We start from the raw sequence: 17906 nt of genomic DNA, 5'->3' as shown, positions 1-17906 counted from the left end.
TAGAAGGCGCAGATCAATTCCGTCTGCCCTCCTTTCACCTCAGACAGCGAGTCAACAGCGGGCAAGTTCACCAAGAAAGGAATTGACCGGATCATGCGACCAATATCTCGCCGGAAGGCAATCAAGACTGGAATTGCAACCGCTACAGCAGCAATCTTCACCGAAGTATTCCCGAAGTCTCTGTGGGCCAAACCTCTAGTCACGTCTTCAGGAATTCAACTCTACACAGTCGATAAAGAACTCAAGGCAGATGTAGAAGGAACCCTCAAGAAGGTCAAAGCGATCGGGTACGAGGAGGTTGAAGCGGCAGGCTTCGCTGGACTCTCCGCGAAGCAATTCCGAGTAGCTTTAGATGGTGCCGGGCTGAAGTGTGCCAGTACGCACTTCTTCAATTTCGGAGGTTCGGACCCAGGCCCCTTGTTTGAACAAGCCAACGCTTTGGGTGTGCACTACACCGTGAGCTCCATGATGGGTAACTTTCCCAACAAGCCATCCGGCTCGGAGATGGGTGTCGAAGGCTATAAGGCGCTGGCGGAGTATTGTAACCAGTTAGGCGAGAAGGCAAAGCAAGCTGGACTGCAGTTTGCTTTTCACAACCACAATACCGAATTCAAAGACCTGGGACGGGGCAAGGTCGGATACGACGTGCTCGTCGAAGCCACTGACCCCAATCTGGTGAAGCTCGAGCTCGACTGCGGTTGGATGGTGGCGGCGGGTCACAACCCCATCGACTACTTCAAGCGTTATCCGAACCGTTATCGCATGGTCCATATCAAAGACTTTGTGCGACCCGCGCAGCCGAGCACGTCTCTCAAGCGCGATGAAGTTCCACAGGGAACGGTTCTCGGCACAGGCTACATAAAGTACAAACCGATCCTGCTGGCAGCCAAGGCGGCCGGAGTAGAACATTGCTACGTGGAGCAGGAGCCGCCTTTCATTGGAACAACTGCATTTGAAGCGGCTACGAAGGACTACGAGTATATCCGATCGCTTTCGATCTAGTCACCGAGATTTCGCTCCGTGTGAACCTGAACATGGCCTGTTGATTCAACCCGATCTGGTAAAGAGAGATATGAAACTACTACGCTACGGACCTAAGGAACATGAGCGTCCCGCCATTCTCGATCAGGAAGGAAAGATACGTGACCTGAGCGGGGAGCTGACGGATATCTCAGGACAAGCGCTTCTGCCTGATGAACTGAATCGGCTTCGGACTCTGGACTTGGATCGTCTGCCGGTCGTAACCGGCAAGCCCCGCGTTGCAGCCTGTGTGGGCCGAGTGGGAAAGTTCATCTGTATCGGTCTGAACTATTCCGATCATGCAGCTGAAACCGGTATGGGAGTCCCGAAGGAACCAGTCATCTTCATGAAGGCCACCTCGGCTGTCTGCGGTCCGGACGACGAAATCGTTATCCCGCGCGGTTCCGGCAAAACTGATTGGGAAGTCGAGCTAGGCGTCGTCATCGGCACCCCTGCGAAGTACGTCACAGAAGCCGACGCGCTGTCGCACGTAGCCGGGTACTGCGTGGTCAACGATCTCTCAGAAAGAGCCTGCCAACTGGAGGGAACCGGGCAATGGACCAAAGGGAAGAGCGCAGATACATTCGGACCAATCGGCCCGTGGCTCGTTACCCCCGACGAGATTCCTGACCCGCAGAATCTGGGGATGTGGCTCGAGAAAGATGGACAACGATACCAGGATGGCAGCACACGAACGATGGTCTTTGGTGTTGCTCATCTCATTAGTTATCTGAGCCGCTTTATGAGCTTGCAACCGGGAGACATCATCTCGACCGGAACGCCTCCAGGGGTGGGCATGGCACAGAAGCCCCCGATCTTTCTGAGACCTGGAAATCGCATTCGACTTGGCATCGAGGGGCTGGGTGAACAGAACCAACTCGTCATATCGGATCCGGGTGAGACTGACACGCACAACACATTCCCAACGGAGCGTAATTAGTGATGGATGCCCATGAAGAGTTCGCTCACTATCCCAGTCTGCGAGACCGAGTGGTTCTGATCACAGGAGGCGCGACCGGAATAGGCGCGACAATGGTCGAGCAGTTCGCGCTTCAGGGCTCTAAAGTCGGGTTTGTTGATCTTGCAGCAAACGATGCTCAGGAGCTAATAGAAAGGCTCAAAGGTCAGTGCGCACACACGCCACTGTTTCTGAGCTGCGATCTAACCGATATTCCAGCATTGCGAACCACCCTTGCGGAGATGGAAGGCCGCCTTGGCACTGTCCGCATTCTCGTAAATAACGCCGCAAACGACGATCGCCATGAGCTATCGGACGTCACGCCCGAATACTGGGATAACAGGATGGCCATCAACCTGCGCCACCATTTTTTCGCCATCCAATCTGTGGTTCCGGGCATGCGGGCAGCCGGAGGAGGCTCGATCATCAACATGAGTTCGATTGCATGGATGATTCCTTCCACTGGCTTGCCGGCCTACGTTACCGCGAAGGCTGCCATCGTTGGACTAACCCGAGCGATGGCCCACGAACTCGGCGAAGCGAATATACGGGTGAACAGTGTGCTTCCTGGCGCTATTCTGACCGAACGCCAACGGCGGCTCTGGTGGACTCCCGAATACGAAGCAGAGATCATGGGGCGCCAGGCTCTGAAACGGAGCTTGATGCCGGAGGACGTTGCTCGAACAGTCTTGTTCTTAGGCTCAGCGGATAGCTCTGCCATCACGAATCAGAGCTATATCGTCGACGGAGGATGGGTATGAGAGCTGAGTGCGGTTGCTTCAGGTAGTGCAGCACTAACTCACAGACTGTCCGCATATACGGACTCAATCAACTTACCCGAAATGAGGTGGGCAGCGCCTCGTGCCCCTGCGTTGGTGTCGAGCGCTGACGCAACCAAGGTAACTTCATTGGCCAGCTTCTCAAGGGAACGTTGCCGTATCGTTCTTCTCAGATGGTCCAGGAAGAAGTCTGCTTTGCCACGAAACAACCCTCCGCCGAATACGATTGCTGAGGGGTTCAGCAGGTTCACCAGATCGGCGCACGCAGCTCCGATGTGAGAAGCCGCCTGGCTCATGACGCGGAAGGCCAGACTATCGTTCTGGTCTCTCGCTTCGGCAATCATCTCGATGCTGATTCGATCGAGGTTCCCTTCTGCCATCTCATTGACCTTGGTCGCGACGCCCATCTTGATGGCAGCCTTTACAGTCTCGATGATTGCCGCACAGGAAGCAACGGCCTCGAGACATCCAGTATTTCCGCAGCAACAGAGAGGGCCATCCTCCGCGACAGTGATATGACCGAACTCTCCAGCACTTCCGCCGGAGCCGCGATAGAGCGTACCGTTTATAAAGATCGCCGAACCTACACCCATCCCGACGTACACGTAGATGTAGTCTTCCAAATCTGCGCCCGCTCCATATTGAGCTTCGGACATTGCAATAGTTCTCACACTGTCTTCAAGGAGTGCAGGGACGCCAAATTCGTCCTCGAGCATCTTCTGCAGCGGGACGTTTTTCCATTGTTCTGTCTGGCCGGGCCTTGGAAAGGCGAGGACCACACCTCTCTGCGAATCAATGACGCCAGAATGTCCTAATCCAATCCCGAGGAAGGGCCGGCCATCAATTGGAGCAGCCGCAATCGCCTCTCGAACGGCGGAAAAGGTCCGTCGGAGAAGTTCTTCTCGCCCGGCTCCCATGCCGCTCTCTAATTCGGTGCTGTAGATGACTTCGCCTCCAATATCGGTGATGACGATCCGTTCAAAAAAAGTGCCCAGATCGACACCGACAACATAGCCCAATTCCGAACGTAGCCGAAGCGCGATGCGTCGCCGGCCAGACTTTGACGATACCTGCTGGCCTTCTGAAACAAGATTTCTGTCGATCAGGGATTGAACGATGGCGCTCACAGAGCCTGTACTCATGCCACACTCTTGAGCGAGCTCAACCCGGGATATTCCAGGTTTCCCGTGGATGAGCGTGAGGACGTTCAGCTCCGCAGGTGAGTGCTTCTTTGATCGTGGTCGAACTGTTGCAGGTGTGGTTGTAGGCATGTAATCGGAATATCCAAAGAGTCAATCCTGGGCTTCATGCGACGGCCCAACCCGTACGCTTCAACAGCGGCCAGGAGATCGCGGCCGAGCACGAAGAGCACCGTCCCGCCCCATGAAAACTGTCGTTTGACTATGATACATCCGAAAAGATACAACCGTGACTTGATCCAATTTGAAAGCTGAAGGGCCCCAGGGACTGCGGAGGACAATGAGTCAGCTGCTAGAGAAGAAAGCGGGAAATCATATCCAGGCAAACAAGCCGATCCGAACAGAACCTCTGCCTCGCGAGTTTCCGGGCGTGCATGGGATGGACGAGCAGGAGGTCGAGGCAGCAGTCCGGGTCATCCGAAGTAAATCACTTTACCGCTACTATTCGCTCACTCCTCAGGCGGAAGTGAACGCCTTCGAGTCGGAGTTTTCTGCGTTTCTGGGTGTCAAGCACGCCTTGGCAGTTACAAGCGGCACGGGAGGCCTGATCACAGCACTTGGCGCCCTTGGCGTTGGTCCAGGACAAGAGGTGATCATTCCGGCTTACATGTGGATAGCGGTTGCCGCAGCTGTGGTCAATGTTGGCGCGATCCCGGTACTGGCTGACATCGACGATAGCTTTTGCATCGATCCAGAGTCCGTCCGCGAACGCGTGACGCCGCGCACCACGGCGGTCATCGCAGTCCATATGAATGGTGGACATGTCGACATCTCACGATTGCTTGATGTCGCACTCAGTCACAAGCTTTTTTTGATAGAGGATTGCGCGCAATGTGTAGGCGGCACGATCGGAGGTCGGTCGATCGGCACCTTCGGAGACATCGGCGTCTTCAGCTTTCAGACAAACAAGAATATGACATGTGGAGAAGCCGGCTGCGTTGTAAGCAATGATGAGCACCTATACCAGCGAGCCGTTGCGACTCACGATGCCGGATATACCAGGACTGCGGACGGCCTATTCTCTTGTGACGAGGCCGAGATTACAACTTGGGGGAGAGGCTATCGGTTAGACGAACTGCGGGGAGCCATTCTGCGCGTGCAGCTGCGTAAACTCCCGCAGGTGATCTCCAAGATGCGCAGCAGCAAATATCGCATACTAGAATCCCTCAAAGCTTTGCCCCAGGTTCGTCCGAGGAAGATCATCGATCCAACCGGAGATACGGGAGGGTTCCTGATCACCACCTATCCGGATGAGGCAACGGCGCGGGAAACGTGCAGATCGATGAGAGCTAACGGGATCGCATCCTCCAGCCCAGACACCAGCAACGTCGTTCTCGCCGATTACGGATTACACATCTACTACAACATCGCCAGTCTGGTTCGTAAGCGCGGAACTGACAACCGGGGAACTCCCTGGACACTCGAGGAGAATCGAGGATCGGAGGTCTCCTATGAGAAAGGAACAAATCCGGTCGCCGACGATTTGGTCAGGCGCAGTATTCTTTTCACCATCCCTTCCTGTTTGAGTCGGCAAGACGAAGACGACATCATTCAGGGATTCCATCAGGCTCTGGCAAGTCCATCAGTTGCAGGCTGACGATACAAACGGCCCTCATCTTCTAAGTGCTAAGCGAGCAAGTCCGGTAACGGAGATCGATATTGCCGCTAGACCCACCATGCCTCGACTGGCGGGTCGGTAAGTACGACTCCCGAGAGAAAGTTGACGGCGGAGCTCAGTCCCTCAACAACGGACGCCAAGGCATCCTCATGTTCAATGCTCACGACGTGGTCATACCCAGCCAAACGCAGCGCCGAAATGATCTGCTTCCACTCCGACTCTCCATGTCCCCATCCCACGCTGCGAAATATCCAAGACCGCTCCTGCATCCGAAGGTAGCTCTTGCCATCAAGCACGCCATTTTTACGCAGTTGGGAATTATTGAAAGCGATATCCTTCGCATGCACATGGAAGATAGCTTCCCCAAGGGAGTCGATGGCGACCGGGATGTCGATCCCTTGCCAGAACAGATGACTAGGATCGAGGTTTATCCCAATCGAGGGACCACAAGCTGCCCTGAGTCTCAAAAGCGTCTCCGGGTTGTAGACACAGAAGCCGGGATGCGCTTCCAACGCTATTTTGAGTCCACGCTCGGTCGCATATCCTGCCGCCTCCTGCCAATAGGGAATTAACTTAGTCTCCCACTGCCAGGCAAGCGCATCCAGGTACTCTGGCGGCCATGGAGCAATGATCCAGTTTGGACTTTCATCGCGCGGTCCGGCGCCGGGACACCCAGAGAAGGTGACTACTGTTGGCACCTCAAGCGCCGCTGCAAGATCAACGGTCTTTCGAAAGACTTCGTCGTCTCTCTTCGCTATTGAGGGAAGGGGATGAATCGGGTTTCCGTGACAGGAGAGAGCGCTGATAAAGAGACCAGCGTCTCGGATCTTGCTCTTGAACTCGTGCAAACTACCCCGGTTCGCCAGCAGCCCATCGACGTCCACGTGACTTGCTCCCGGCCATCCTCCGGTTCCTAGTTCAATCGCGCTGACTTTCTCATACTTGCGAACCTCAACTAACATCTGCTCGGCAGAAAGATTGCCGAAAACCGGGGTAAAGATTCCAAGCTTCAATACTCCTCCTCCCTCACGCAGAAAATGAGCTCTTACTTTGTTTGCAGGCTTGCAGTGGCTGCTCTGGCAGAGTGACTTTCAACCTCTGTCCATCGTCCACCTTCGGCATGACTGGCAATCATAGCGTCGATCAGGCAATGAGCTCGATATCCATCCGCAAACGTCGCAAGAGCGTCAGGTTTTGCTTCTGGTCCAGCGCCCGCTGATATCCATTCATAGGCGTCACGAATCACGTTGAAGAATGCATCCGACCAGGCTTCCTGATGGCCTCCGGGTAAGTGGACATACCTGCGAGCGCCGTCAGAGACGAATGCTGGATCTTTTGCCATCACACGATTCGGCTGATCGTGATATCCGATCCACAGCTCGTTCTGGCGCTCTTGTTGCCAGCGGAGGGAGGACTCCCTTCCACTTATTTCCAACTGGATGTTGTTCTTATTGCCTGGAAGAACCTGGCCAACGGAGAAGCTGCCCTTGGCCCCATTCTCAAAGCGAATCAGGACGCTTGCAAGATCCTCACTCTCCACGTGGACCTCTGCCGAGATCTTATGGTCGCCTTTGGTGAATGCCTCGGCAGACTTACCTGCGGAGTATCGGACGGGAACTACCGTGGTCAGGTCAGCAAGGACCGCCTTGATCCTACTGCCGACGACATGTTCTGCGAGGTCGCACCAGTGAGAACCGATGTCTGTGAGCGCAGAGCTTGAGCCTCCCTTTTTGGGGTCAGACCTCCAAGAGTAGACGCTCGGGCTGGTCATCCAATCCTGCAAATAATGACCATGTACGAAGCACAACGGTCCCAGCTCTCCGCCGGCAACCATCGAACGGGCATGTTGTATCAGCGGATTGCCGCGGTAGTTGAAGGTGACGACATGGGCGACCCCAGCTTCACTCGCGGCGTCCAGCAACAATCGGCCTTCGGCAGAGTTCATGGCGAGCGGTTTGTCCGAGATCACGTGTTTCCCGGCGGCAATTGCCGCCATGCTGATCGCATAATGCAGGTAATTTGGCGTAGTGTTATGAACGACTTGGATCTCGGGATCATCGATCAGATCCTGGTACGTTTCATAAGCCCGGTCGATTCTCAATTCCCTGGCCTTCGCATCTGCGGACTCCTGTGTCGAGCCTGCAACTGCGAGAACCTCGACGTTTCCCAGGCGTCTCACGGCATCTATGTGATGGGTCGCGACGAATCCGGGGCCGATTATGCCCATACCGATTTTCTTCATAAATGGTCGGACTCAACTTCGTAGGCAAAAGAGCAAAGATGTCTTGACGATCACAGGATTCCGAATCGTGACCGACGGGTCATTCAGAAAGTCACTTATCTTTCGCAGCCCATATTACGCCAGGTATCGAGATAATGCCAAGCGTCCTGTGCGAATGGAAATGTAGGTTATCACGATATTGAACTAATTGAGGCAAAATTGCGCCAACATCACCGACTTCGGGCAATAATTAGAACTTTCCGTTTCCACCGCCGATACGCCCGTACCGCTCCCTCGGTCGCTAGATGGCGACCAAGTATAGTTCAGGGGGTTGCTCGTTACATGGGGGGGCGCGCCCGCGAAAGGATCACTCTGAGATCAAGACCCTTTGCGTCCGTGAGATTTCTTCTTTTCCTGCCCCAAGACACGGGATGGGGCCGGCAGACGCAAAGCATTCTCTATGTCGCGCTGCGATCCGCGCAGAACTGCTTGCATCGCAACATCGGCTTCTTCAGGCTTGCCATTTCTTATCGATGCAAGAACTGCACGATGCTTTGTGAGTGAGAGGCGATACGCTGCCGTGTCCGCATTCGTCAGCCGAAAACTTGCTCGTAGTGCCGCCTGTATCAGGGCGCCAAATGGCCGCATGAATGAATTATGGGTAGCTTCGAGGATTGCAAGGTGAAAATTCAGGTCAGCCTCCACTGAGGCCTCGGTTTTCCCTGCAGCTTGCTCCATCTTGATCAAGGCCTTCTCAATCTCTGCAAGTTCCTCAGCCGTAGCTCGCTTGGCCGCAAGCCGAGCGCACGCAGGCTCAATGATTCTGCGAAGTTCAGTCAGATCGTTGATGGCGCCTGTTGGTATCCCATCCCCTGCGAACTGCCAGGAGATCACGTCCGGATCGAGAGCATTCCAGTCCCGTTGCGATCTGACGCGACTACCCGTCTTTCGCCGGACTTCAACAAGCCCTTTCGACGAAAGCACCTTGATCGCTTCGCGAATGGCTGTTCTACTCACTCCAAGAGAGGCACCTAAGGACGCCTCAGTGGGAAGAATCTCACCAGCCACATGCTCGCCGCTCACGATCTTAGTTCCCAGATACTCGGCGATCTGACCATGCAGGTTCTGCTTGGCAAACACGCCGAGAGGTTTAGGACTCTTTGTTATGGGATGGCTCACTGTTTGATTATATGTATACCTATTTACCTCAGCGACGCCGTCTTTCGATTCAAGGTCAATGGTTACTAGAGATTTCCGCAGAGCCGCTCTCGTTGATAGGACCTCCGCTACCTTTATTGAAGCCTAAATGCTCCAACCCCCATCGATCACAAGGGCTTGACCTGTCGTGAATGCGGATTGATCCGAGGCCAGATACAAGGCAGCGGCGGCAATCTCTTCAGGCTTTCCCAATCGCCCCATCGGCTGACGAGCGATAAAGCTGGCGCGCACCGCGTCGACGTTGCCCTGACTCGCAATCCTGTCACCCAGCGACGGCGTCTCGATAGTGCCAGGACACAGAGCATTACAACGGATGCCCTTCGAAACAAAGTCCGCGGCAATCGCCCTAGTGAGCCCGATGACTGCAGCTTTGGAGGTGGCGTAGACAAACCGGTTGGGTGCGCCCTTCAAACTCGATACGACAGACGACATATTGATGATGCTTCCTCTCCCGGCGGCGATCATCCCAGGCAGAAACGCGCGACAGGTACGATACATCGAAGCAACATTCAAATCGAACGAGAAGTCCCAATCCTTCTTCGAGCAGTCGAAGATGCTGCCTTGATGAACGTACCCGGCGCAATTGAACAGGACGTCGAGCGTTCCGGTTTCAAGGGCCAGTCCGTTGACAGCATCCGTATTCGTTACGTCGAGAATACGAATCTCGACGCCGGGCTGCTCGGCTTTGAGTGCATCGAGGGCGACCTGGTTGATGTCCGTTGCCCATACCGCGGCACCAGCCTTGGCGAAACTGAGAGCGGCCGCTCGTCCGATTCCTTGTCCTGCGGCGGTAATGAGAGCAGTCTTGCCATCAAGAATTCCTGACATCGTTATCCCTTTCCAGTCCTCTGATCAGAGGGCCGTTGCATTTGAGATCAAGCGTGATTTCTCACTCTTGATGATTCCTGTGAGCTGAAACTACGACTTGCGAGAAAAACTCTGGACGTCCTGAGACGTCGCACTTTTTGCGGAATAGAGCTCCTGCAAACTGCCCATCCACGTCCCGGATGTTACCGCCGGCCGTCGTGATGTACATGTCCTTGTAGTCGCTCCCCCCGAACGTCAGGCTCGACGCCTTCCGGGTAGGAATCGCTACCTCTGACTCGACTTCCCCTGCGAGCCCAAGGCGAACGACTGCACCGCCATCCCAGAGGGCAGTCCACAGTCTCCCTTCGCTGTCGAGCGTAGCGCCATCCGGCAGGCCGAGCGCATCCCCAAACCGAGCAAACACGCGCTGATTGGAAAGCTTCCCGTCTTCGACGGAATAGTCGAAGTGATAAATCTCACGCGCAAACGAATCCGTGAAATAGAACCCCTTGCCATCGAGGGTAAAGGCCATCCCGTTCGGACAGCCGATCTCCTCGAGCACGAGGTGAAGCGAACCATCGAGTTCAAGGCGATAGAGTCTCCCCTTATGAGCATCGCTCGACATCGTCCCGCAGAAAACGCGTCCCCGTGGGTCAGCTATGACGTCGTTGAATCGCGAATCCAGTTCCGACTGGATATGCGGCACGATCTCAACGAGCGTGCCCTCCCGCCAGACAGCAATCGTCCCACAATCCATAAATAGCAGTAGCGATCCATCGCTTTGGATGGTGAACCCGCCCACTGGTCGTCCCTCATAGAACTGTTCATGTCTGCGGCTGACCGGATCGAAACGAAACATACGGCCACGAGGGATATCGGTCCAGTAGAGCCGGCTTTCCATCGGATGCCAAAGGGGACATTCTCCCGTCTCGCACGCGTAGTCGGCGATCAGTTCGACTTGCTCCGATACATCGGCTCTCTTTGATTCGTAGGACATCGGGATCCTTTGTTCACCCTCAAGATTTACTTAACAATCGCCGGCGAGAACCGCAGCGAGGTGAACCGCTCTGCGATCGGTATTCTGCTTGATTTGTTCGCGACAACTGAAACCGTTGGTGACAAGAATAGTACCCTCACCAGCCGCTCGAACGGAGGGGAGTAGTACGTTCTGCAAGTGTCTGAGACACTTCAAATTTATCTTTCTCGAAACCAAATGGACCTGCCATGCCACAGCATCCAGAATCAAGGAGGCTGACCTCGGCGCCGGTAGATCGCAGCAGCTTCATCTCGTCGTTCATCGTCATGAGGGCTTTCTGGTGATAGTGACCATGGACGACGATCTTACGGCCGTTAAGCAGTGGATGTGTCCACTTCGAAGTGCTTCGGGAGAGCATTTCACTCAGCATGATGGTCTGCTTACTCAGGCGATGCGCTCGCTCCTCGTTCGGGAAGAAGCTGATCAATTCATCCTGAAAGACGCTCGGAGCGAACGTAAGTTCATGTTTTTCCGCTTCGAGGCATAACGCATCGAGCACGATGCCCGGCTGAACACGAGCCCTTCGCCCGACCGGATCCAGTTCGACGATCGAATGCATGCACTTCGAGAAATCCATCACGACCGCTACATTGCAACATTGACCACCGAGGCTGGTCCCCCCCTTGCGACAACACCGGTGCACCAACCACTCGACAGGCGGCAATGGTTGCTATAACTTTTCGTAATTCCGAGGAACAGCGAGTCCGATCGGCACCTGGCGATAGTTCGAGGGGTCAGTGGCATAGGGCACGCTATGCATCATCGAAGCGCACCTCACCCTGTACTGTGTTCCGAAGTTTCGATTGGAGGCTCTGGACCGAGGAAAAGCCTTCGTGCGGGTGTCTTTGACCGGATTGAGGAGCATCTCGAAGAATGAGAAAGGGTGAGGCTGAGGTCATGCGTCGGTTTCCCTGCGAAGTGATCCCAAAGCCTGCTTAGCTCGGGTCTTGCAACATGAAAAAAGGCTGTAAAGATCATATATATACCTAATAAGTCAGTAGTCTACCGTAAGATCATATGTATAGTTTTAATAGCCGCTCCGAAGATCACAGCGTGCTCAATGGTCGGGCCTCAAATTAATTGTCATTGGAGCTAAGAAATGTCGTCAGAAACACGGAAGTTTCGATCCGCAGAGTGGTTCGGCCGCGCCGGCAAAGATGGCTTCATCCACCGGAGCTGGATGAGAAATCAGGGATTCCCGGGAGATGTCTTCGATGGCCGTCCGGTGATTGGCATTTGCAATACCTGGTCTGAATTGACTCCCTGCAACGCACATCTCCGCGCCCTCGCAGAGCGTGTGAAGAATGGGATATGGGAAGCAGGCGGATTTCCTCTCGAGTTTCCCGTCATGTCCACTGGCGAAACGAACTTGCGTCCAACCGCGATGCTCTTCCGCAACCTGGTCAGTATGGACGTCGAAGAGAGCATCCGCGGCAATCCCATTGATGGCGTGGTGCTCATGTGTGGTTGTGACAAGACCACAGCATCTCTCGTGATGGGAGCCGCAAGCTGTGATGTGCCTGCAATCGTGGTCTCGGGTGGCCCGATGCTCAACGGGAAATTCCGTGGTAAAGACATCGGCTCTGGCACTGACCTCTGGAGGTTCAGTGAGGACCTGAATGCGGGCAAGATGACTCTTCAGGAATTTACCGAAGCTGAATCCTGCATGCACCGATCTGCCGGGCACTGTATGTCGATGGGAACTGCCTCCACCATGAGTGGAATGTCGGAATCGCTTGGACTCTCCTTGCCCTACAACTCCTCGATTCCAGCAGTCGACTCGAGGCGGTCGGTCCTCGCTCAAATGTCGGGTCGGCGCATAGTCGAGATGGTTCGCGAGGACCTCACTTTGTCGAAGATCCTTACGAGAGAGGCCTTCGAGAACGCAATTCGCGTAAACGGGGCTCTTGGGGGATCAACGAACGCAGTGATTCATCTCCTTGCAATCGCGGGCCGGATCGGTGTGCCGATGACACTCGAGGACTGGGATCGGATTGGACGTGACACTCCTACCCTCGTCGATCTAATGCCCTCTGGTCGATTCCTGATGGAAGACTATTGCTATGCTGGCGGCCTACCCGTCGTCATTAAAGCTCTTTCGGAACGCGACATGTTGCACGATGACGCCCTGACGGTGACCGGGAATGGAATCGCCGAGAACTGCAAAGACGCCACGAATTGGAATGAAGAGGTTATTCGTCCTTTCGACAATCCGCTTGTCGAACAGGGTGGTATCGCTGTGCTTCGCGGAAACCTTGCCCCTGGTGGCGCGGTTCTGAAGCCCTCGGCTGCGTCACCACACTTGCTTCGCCACCGTGGTCCGGCTGTCGTCTTCAAGACGATTGAACACTATCGGGAACGGATAGCCGATCCAAACCTGCAGGTCGACGAGAACTCAGTGCTCGTCTTACAAAATTGCGGGCCAAAGGGCTACCCGGGCATGGCAGAGGTTGGCAATATGGGGCTTCCTCCCAAGCTTCTCGCAAAGGGGATCACCGACATGGTGCGGATCTCTGACGCTCGCATGAGCGGCACGGCTTACGGCACGGTGATCCTCCATGTTTGTCCAGAGGCCGCTGCTGGTGGCCCCCTGGGACTTATCGAAGACGGGGATGTGATCGAACTCGACGTGGAGTCCAGACGTCTGACTGTGGATCTATCAGACGAGGAGTTAGCGCGACGAAGCGCCAGGTGGAAGCCTGTGCTGCCGAAACTCAATGGCGGATATCAACAGATGTATGTTCAGCATGTATTGCAGGCTTCTCAGGGAGCGGATCTGGACTTTCTGGTTGGTTGCCGTGGAACAGCGGTTCCGCGGGAATCCCACTGATGAGATATCCAACGGTTGCATCCAAACCGGCAACCGAACCGAGTCTGCAGACACAGAACTACCTCAAAGCTTCATTCAGATGTGCTGGTGAGCATCCCCAGCACATCGCGCAATGAGAGAATTCCTTTGAGAGTTGTTTCACGATCGCGTTCGAACTGGATCCAACCTTAGTTGAATCCATTGAACATACACATCAGTGGGACTGGGTTCTTCATACCATGCAAACGGAACAGAGCCTCCCAGCTATCGCGAGGCGCTTCTTGAGCTGAAACGGGACGCTGCAACAGTTCAGACAAAGTCCTGGCAACGCTCGGCCCGGTGGAAATCTGCAGGTATCGCCCATTGCATTATTGGGGCGCTGAATCTGAGTATGGCGCGTGCAGGATGCGACGTGACCACTCTGCATCCTTTTCGTTGCTGAAGATAAACTTCAGTTCGCCTCCGTTCATCAGTTCCTCATGTGTCACGTAGCTGCGATCGAGCGAGTGGCCATTCAGCACAACGTCCTTTAGAAAGCCCTGCGCCTCGGTCAAGTTCACGCTTTTGATTGTCAGCAGGTTGCCGTTCGGCAAATGGAGCACCGCCCGGTCAACGAACGGGCGGCCTAACACGTACTCGTTTGAACCCGGCGCTACCGGATAGAAACCCAGGGAAGTGAATACCAGCCATGCGGACATTTGTCCCAGATCATCATTGCCCACAAGACCATCCGGTGACGGCTTGTATTGCGAGTCGACGATCTGCTTCAGCCGTGCCTGAGTCTTCAATGGCGCGCCTGCGTACATGTAGAGATAAGCAAGGTGATGGCTTGGTTCATTGCCGTGAATGTACTGACCTATCATTCCGGAGATGTCTTCGACATTTGCATACATCGCCGGATCCACCTTTTGGTCAAACATGGTATCCAGCTTAGCAATCAATCTTTGATTGCCACCCAACAGCTCGATGAGTCCTCGCTCATCCTGCGGTTGATACCAGGAATACTGCCACGCATTGCCTTCTGTAAACCCGCTGCCTGCACCAGCCTTGGCCGGATCAAAGGGCTTGCGATAATCCCCGTTTTCCAGACGCGGCTCCAAGAACCCATCCACTGCGTTGAAGCTGTTTCGCCAGAATGCGGCTCGCTTCTCAAACGTGGCGGCAACCGTCTTCTTGCCCATTACTTTGGCCATGCGGGCAATTGTCCAATCATCGAAGGCGTACTCGACTGTCTTGGACGCCGCTTCGTCGTCGTGGTCGACAGGCACATAGCCAAGCTTCATGTAAGCTGCGAGATTGCCATAGGGCGCATAGGTTGCGCTCGCTACCATCGCTTCAAGAGCGATCCCGGCATCGTAGCCTCGAATTCCCTTCATATACGCGTCGCTGATAATCGGCGCCGAGTGATAGCCGATCATGCACCAAGTCTCTAACCCCTCAAACTGCCACACCGGCAGAATCCCGAAGGGACTCTCCTGCTGTGAAGCAATCATGGATCGCACCAGGTCGTTGGTGCGCCGTTCCGGTTGTAAAAGCGTCATGAGTGGTTGTTCCGCGCGATATGTATCCCACAACGACAACGAGGACACGAAGCGGAATCCTTCAGCGCGATGAACCTGGTTGTCGGGTCCGCGATATTCGCCGTTTACATCCATGCTTGTACTGGGCGCCATCATCGCGTGATAAAGAGCTGTATAGAGTGACTTCTCCGTCGAGGGCGAGGCACTGAATTCGACGCGCGATAGTTCCTCACGCCACATTTGTTGGGTCTTGGCGCGTATACCGTCAAAGTCAAATCCCGGTGTCTCTGCGTCCATATTCGCGATTGCGTTTTCTTCGCTTACTGGCGAGATAGCTACTTTGACTATCAGCGGGGCGGATGAAGGCGCAAAATCGAATACCGCTTCCAGCCCTCGTCCTTCCACGCTCAGGGTATCCTCCGGTGATGTTCCAGGCGTTTTGAAGCCGTGATACGGTGGGGGATCTTCTTCCTTGTTATAGAGTGTATGTCCCGACATTGCCGTGGAGAATCGGATCGCAAAGAATAGCTGCCTTCCTGGCGCCCACCCGCGAGTCTCCCGCATTCCGGTTACTGTGCCGTTTTTGCGCACCCTTATCCGGGACCATAGCACTTTCCCGGGATAGTTATAGATGCTGCCACGCAGGTCGAGCAGGAGATGACGTTTCGCTCCCTCGGCAAAAGTGTATCGGTGCTCACCGACTCGTTCGCTCGCGGTCAACTCCGCTTGCACTCCGGAGTCCTGAAGGAATACGGAGTAGTAGCCCGGTTCGGCATGTTCGCTCGTATGCGAGTAACGCGAGCGATATCCGGGTCGGGTCTTTTCCAGATCGCCCGGCTCAAGCGGTACGCTCTCGCCGCTCAGCGGCATGAGGAGGACATCCCCAAGATCGCTATGGCCCGAGCCTGAAAAATGCGTATGCGAGAACCCCAGGATCGTCGTATCTTCGTATCGATAACCAGCCGCCCACTTATAGCTTTGTTTGAATGGCCGAATCTGCGTATCCGGCGAGAGCTGCACCATGCCGAATGGCGCAGTCGCTCCCGGAAACGTGTGCCCCTCTGGGCCAGTACCAATTAACGGGTCAACAAACGTGAGGGGATCGGGTCTCTGGGCGAAGGCCATCGTGGCCGCAATCAGCACTGAGAAGCTCAGCGATTTCTTCATGATTCAACACTACAGCAACTGTGTTTCCCATCCCGTCCGCTCACTTGATTTCAGTCGCGCTGCCGACATATCGGCAGCTAATCGGTTCCTCCATGAGCGACTTGGCGATTTGGCACCAAATGAATCAGCTGGCAAAGAAATACAATTGCATCGCTCCAACCAAACCGGACAAGGATTCCATTCCCTCATCCAATCGGATGAATGAAGGAACAAAGACAGTCCAACTAACGTTTTAACTCTCGACAATGCCGGAACGGCAGTTCCCGGAACCCCAAAACGGAATAGGTGATCCATGTTGCAAGAGTTGCGGTTTGCGATTCGGATGCTGATCAAGCGGCCAGGTTTTAGTCTGATTGCAGCGCTGACGCTGGCTCTGGGGATTGGCGCGACTTCTGCGGTCTTCAGCTTGATTCAGGGCGTGTTGCTGACACCGCCGCCGTACCAGAAGCCGGAGCAACTCATGCTGATTCCGACGGTGCGCGCGGATGGGCAGAAAATGGACAGCCCGCGCGGCTGGGCGGCGCAACAGTGGATGGGTTGGCAGAAAGAAGCGAAATCATTCGACGGAATCGCTGCGTATAACTGGACCTTTAATTTCTTGATTCGCAATGACGGCAGTCAGTCCATGCAGGGGATGCAGGTGACGAAAGACTACGTTCAGGTGATGGGACTGAGGCCGATGGCAGGGCGCAGCTTCGAGAATTCAGATTTCGGTCAAGGGCCTGTGAAGGCGATTCTGCGACGAATTCCACGGAGTGAAGCAATGGCAGAGATGAAAGCAATGGAGTTTACAGACGAACTGCACCTGCAGCCGGTAAGACGTCCCATTCCCGAGCCGCAAGCGGGCGAAATCTTGATTCAGGTCTTCGCCGCTGGAGTGACCCCTACGGAGAAGCTTTGGTATCCCACCAGCCACTATGCGGACGGTACAGCCCGATCCAAGGCGATTCCCGGACATGAATTCTCAGGCACAGTTGCAGGGTTAGGTGCGGGAGCAACCAGCTACAGCCTGGGAGATACTGTTTTTGGCTTGAACGATTGGTTCGCAGAGGGTGCTACGGCTGAGTTCTGCATAACAAAACCATCGAATCTTTCTCTGAAGCCATCTTCTCTCTCCCACATCGAAGCTGCCTCAGCCCCGATTGGCTTGCTGACGGCATGGCAGGGACTGCATCTCCGAGCAAAATTACAGAAAGGCGAACGAGTTCTTATACACGGAGGGGCGGGCGCGGTGGGACTTTTCGCGGTTCAACTTGCAAATTCGCAAGGAGCGTATGTGATTGCCACGTCGTCCAAGGCGAACGTCGATTTTGTAGGGCAGCTTGGAGCCAATGAGGTCATCGATTATCGGGAGCGCCGTTTTGAAGAGGCGGGCCTAGTCGATGTAATCTTCGATACCGTGGGCGGAGAAACCCTGGACAGGTCCTGGGATCTTCTCAAGCCTGGTGGCAGGTTGGTCACGATTGCTGCGGACGCAGAATCGAGTACCGATCCACGAGTAAAGAGTGCTTTTTTCATCGTCGAACAAGATGGAGAACAACTAGCCGCACTAGG

The 17906-nt window shown here is 54.8% G+C and carries 14 protein-coding genes; 6 read left to right on the top strand and 8 right to left on the bottom strand.

Annotated elements, in window-relative coordinates; all coding sequences use genetic code 11:
* Nucleotides 1-93: 93 nt before the first annotated feature.
* From Q363_RS18410 to Q363_RS18400, 3 genes are all read left to right on the top strand, one after another.
* Nucleotides 94-1002, top strand: coding sequence for a sugar phosphate isomerase/epimerase family protein (locus Q363_RS18410; protein ID WP_051978967.1), 909 nt, complete (start codon nt 94-96; stop codon nt 1000-1002).
* Between the two features lie 70 nt (nt 1003-1072).
* Nucleotides 1073-1960: a fumarylacetoacetate hydrolase family protein gene (locus tag Q363_RS18405; protein WP_051978966.1), complete on the top strand. Its 888-nt coding sequence runs from the start codon at nt 1073-1075 to the stop codon at nt 1958-1960.
* Nucleotides 1961-1962: 2 nt separating this feature from the next.
* Nucleotides 1963-2739 carry an SDR family NAD(P)-dependent oxidoreductase gene (locus Q363_RS18400; protein WP_035353110.1) on the top strand — a complete coding sequence of 259 codons (777 nt, stop codon included), beginning with the start codon at nt 1963-1965 and terminating at the stop codon, nt 2737-2739.
* Nucleotides 2740-2777: 38 nt separating this feature from the next.
* Here the strand turns inward: Q363_RS18400 and Q363_RS18395 are convergent, their stop codons facing one another.
* Entirely contained in the window at nt 2778-4028 is a 1251-nt protein-coding gene (locus tag Q363_RS18395; RefSeq protein WP_084080512.1) for an ROK family transcriptional regulator, read from the bottom strand.
* Between the two features lie 307 nt (nt 4029-4335).
* On the opposite strand from Q363_RS18395, the gene Q363_RS18390 reads away from it, so the two are divergent.
* Nucleotides 4336-5553, top strand: a complete 1218-nt coding sequence (locus tag Q363_RS18390) for a DegT/DnrJ/EryC1/StrS family aminotransferase (protein WP_169747033.1) — start codon at nt 4336-4338, stop codon at nt 5551-5553.
* A gap of 68 nt (nt 5554-5621) precedes the next feature.
* On the opposite strand, the gene Q363_RS18385 is transcribed toward Q363_RS18390, so the two are convergent.
* The 6 genes from Q363_RS18385 to Q363_RS42890 all read right to left on the bottom strand — a co-directional run bounded on the left by Q363_RS18385 (nt 5622) and on the right by Q363_RS42890 (nt 11433).
* Nucleotides 5622-6587 carry a sugar phosphate isomerase/epimerase family protein gene (locus tag Q363_RS18385; protein ID WP_035353106.1) on the bottom strand — a complete coding sequence of 322 codons (966 nt, stop codon included), beginning with the start codon at nt 6585-6587 and terminating at the stop codon, nt 5622-5624.
* 32 nt (nt 6588-6619) lie between these two features.
* A complete protein-coding gene (locus Q363_RS18380; RefSeq protein ID WP_051978964.1) occupies nt 6620-7816 on the bottom strand; it encodes a Gfo/Idh/MocA family protein in 1197 nt (398 codons plus the stop codon).
* Nucleotides 7817-8173: 357 nt separating this feature from the next.
* Nucleotides 8174-8974 (bottom strand): FadR/GntR family transcriptional regulator, encoded by an 801-nt coding sequence (locus Q363_RS18375; RefSeq protein WP_084080511.1) that lies wholly within the window; start codon nt 8972-8974, stop codon nt 8174-8176.
* Between the two features lie 123 nt (nt 8975-9097).
* Nucleotides 9098-9841 (bottom strand): SDR family oxidoreductase, encoded by a 744-nt coding sequence (locus Q363_RS18370; protein ID WP_035353104.1) that lies wholly within the window; start codon nt 9839-9841, stop codon nt 9098-9100.
* Nucleotides 9842-9902: 61 nt separating this feature from the next.
* Nucleotides 9903-10817, bottom strand: coding sequence for an SMP-30/gluconolactonase/LRE family protein (locus Q363_RS18365; protein WP_051978962.1), 915 nt, complete (start codon nt 10815-10817; stop codon nt 9903-9905).
* A gap of 136 nt (nt 10818-10953) precedes the next feature.
* Nucleotides 10954-11433, bottom strand: coding sequence for a (Fe-S)-binding protein (locus Q363_RS42890; RefSeq protein WP_035353101.1), 480 nt, complete (start codon nt 11431-11433; stop codon nt 10954-10956).
* Nucleotides 11434-11955: 522 nt separating this feature from the next.
* Between Q363_RS42890 and Q363_RS18355 the strand changes: the two genes are divergently transcribed.
* On the top strand, nt 11956-13686 hold the full coding sequence (locus Q363_RS18355; protein WP_035353098.1) for an IlvD/Edd family dehydratase: 1731 nt from the start codon (nt 11956-11958) through the stop codon (nt 13684-13686).
* Nucleotides 13687-14033: 347 nt separating this feature from the next.
* Here the strand turns inward: Q363_RS18355 and Q363_RS18350 are convergent, their stop codons facing one another.
* Nucleotides 14034-16352: a GH92 family glycosyl hydrolase gene (locus Q363_RS18350; protein WP_035353095.1), complete on the bottom strand. Its 2319-nt coding sequence runs from the start codon at nt 16350-16352 to the stop codon at nt 14034-14036.
* Nucleotides 16353-16674: 322 nt separating this feature from the next.
* Between Q363_RS18350 and Q363_RS44295 the strand changes: the two genes are divergently transcribed.
* Nucleotides 16675-17906, top strand: a 1232-nt coding sequence (locus Q363_RS44295) for an NADP-dependent oxidoreductase (protein WP_245632307.1), incomplete at its 3' end; no start/stop codon positions are given.

The organism is Edaphobacter aggregans DSM 19364, from assembly GCF_000745965.1.
GTDB classification, from domain to species: Bacteria; Acidobacteriota; Terriglobia; order Terriglobales; family Acidobacteriaceae; genus Edaphobacter; species Edaphobacter aggregans.
This window is presented reverse-complemented; position numbering and strand designations above follow the sequence as displayed.

Bases quoted from the DNA above. Each gene is read 5' to 3' on its own strand.
- Q363_RS18410 (WP_051978967.1), top strand. From the start codon at position 94: ATGCGACCAATATCTCGCCGGAAGGCAATCAAGACTGGAATTGCAACC.
- Q363_RS18405 (WP_051978966.1), top strand. From the start codon at position 1,073: ATGAAACTACTACGCTACGGACCTAAGGAACATGAGCGTCCCGCCATT.
- Q363_RS18400 (WP_035353110.1), top strand. From the start codon at position 1,963: ATGGATGCCCATGAAGAGTTCGCTCACTATCCCAGTCTGCGAGACCGA.
- Q363_RS18395 (WP_084080512.1), bottom strand. From the start codon at position 4,028: ATGCCTACAACCACACCTGCAACAGTTCGACCACGATCAAAGAAGCAC.
- Q363_RS18390 (WP_169747033.1), top strand. From the start codon at position 4,336: ATGGACGAGCAGGAGGTCGAGGCAGCAGTCCGGGTCATCCGAAGTAAA.
- Q363_RS18380 (WP_051978964.1), bottom strand. From the start codon at position 7,816: ATGAAGAAAATCGGTATGGGCATAATCGGCCCCGGATTCGTCGCGACC.
- Q363_RS18370 (WP_035353104.1), bottom strand. From the start codon at position 9,841: ATGTCAGGAATTCTTGATGGCAAGACTGCTCTCATTACCGCCGCAGGA.
- Q363_RS18365 (WP_051978962.1), bottom strand. From the start codon at position 10,817: ATGTCCTACGAATCAAAGAGAGCCGATGTATCGGAGCAAGTCGAACTG.
- Q363_RS42890 (WP_035353101.1), bottom strand. From the start codon at position 11,433: ATGGATTTCTCGAAGTGCATGCATTCGATCGTCGAACTGGATCCGGTC.
- Q363_RS18355 (WP_035353098.1), top strand. From the start codon at position 11,956: ATGTCGTCAGAAACACGGAAGTTTCGATCCGCAGAGTGGTTCGGCCGC.
- Q363_RS18350 (WP_035353095.1), bottom strand. From the start codon at position 16,352: ATGAAGAAATCGCTGAGCTTCTCAGTGCTGATTGCGGCCACGATGGCC.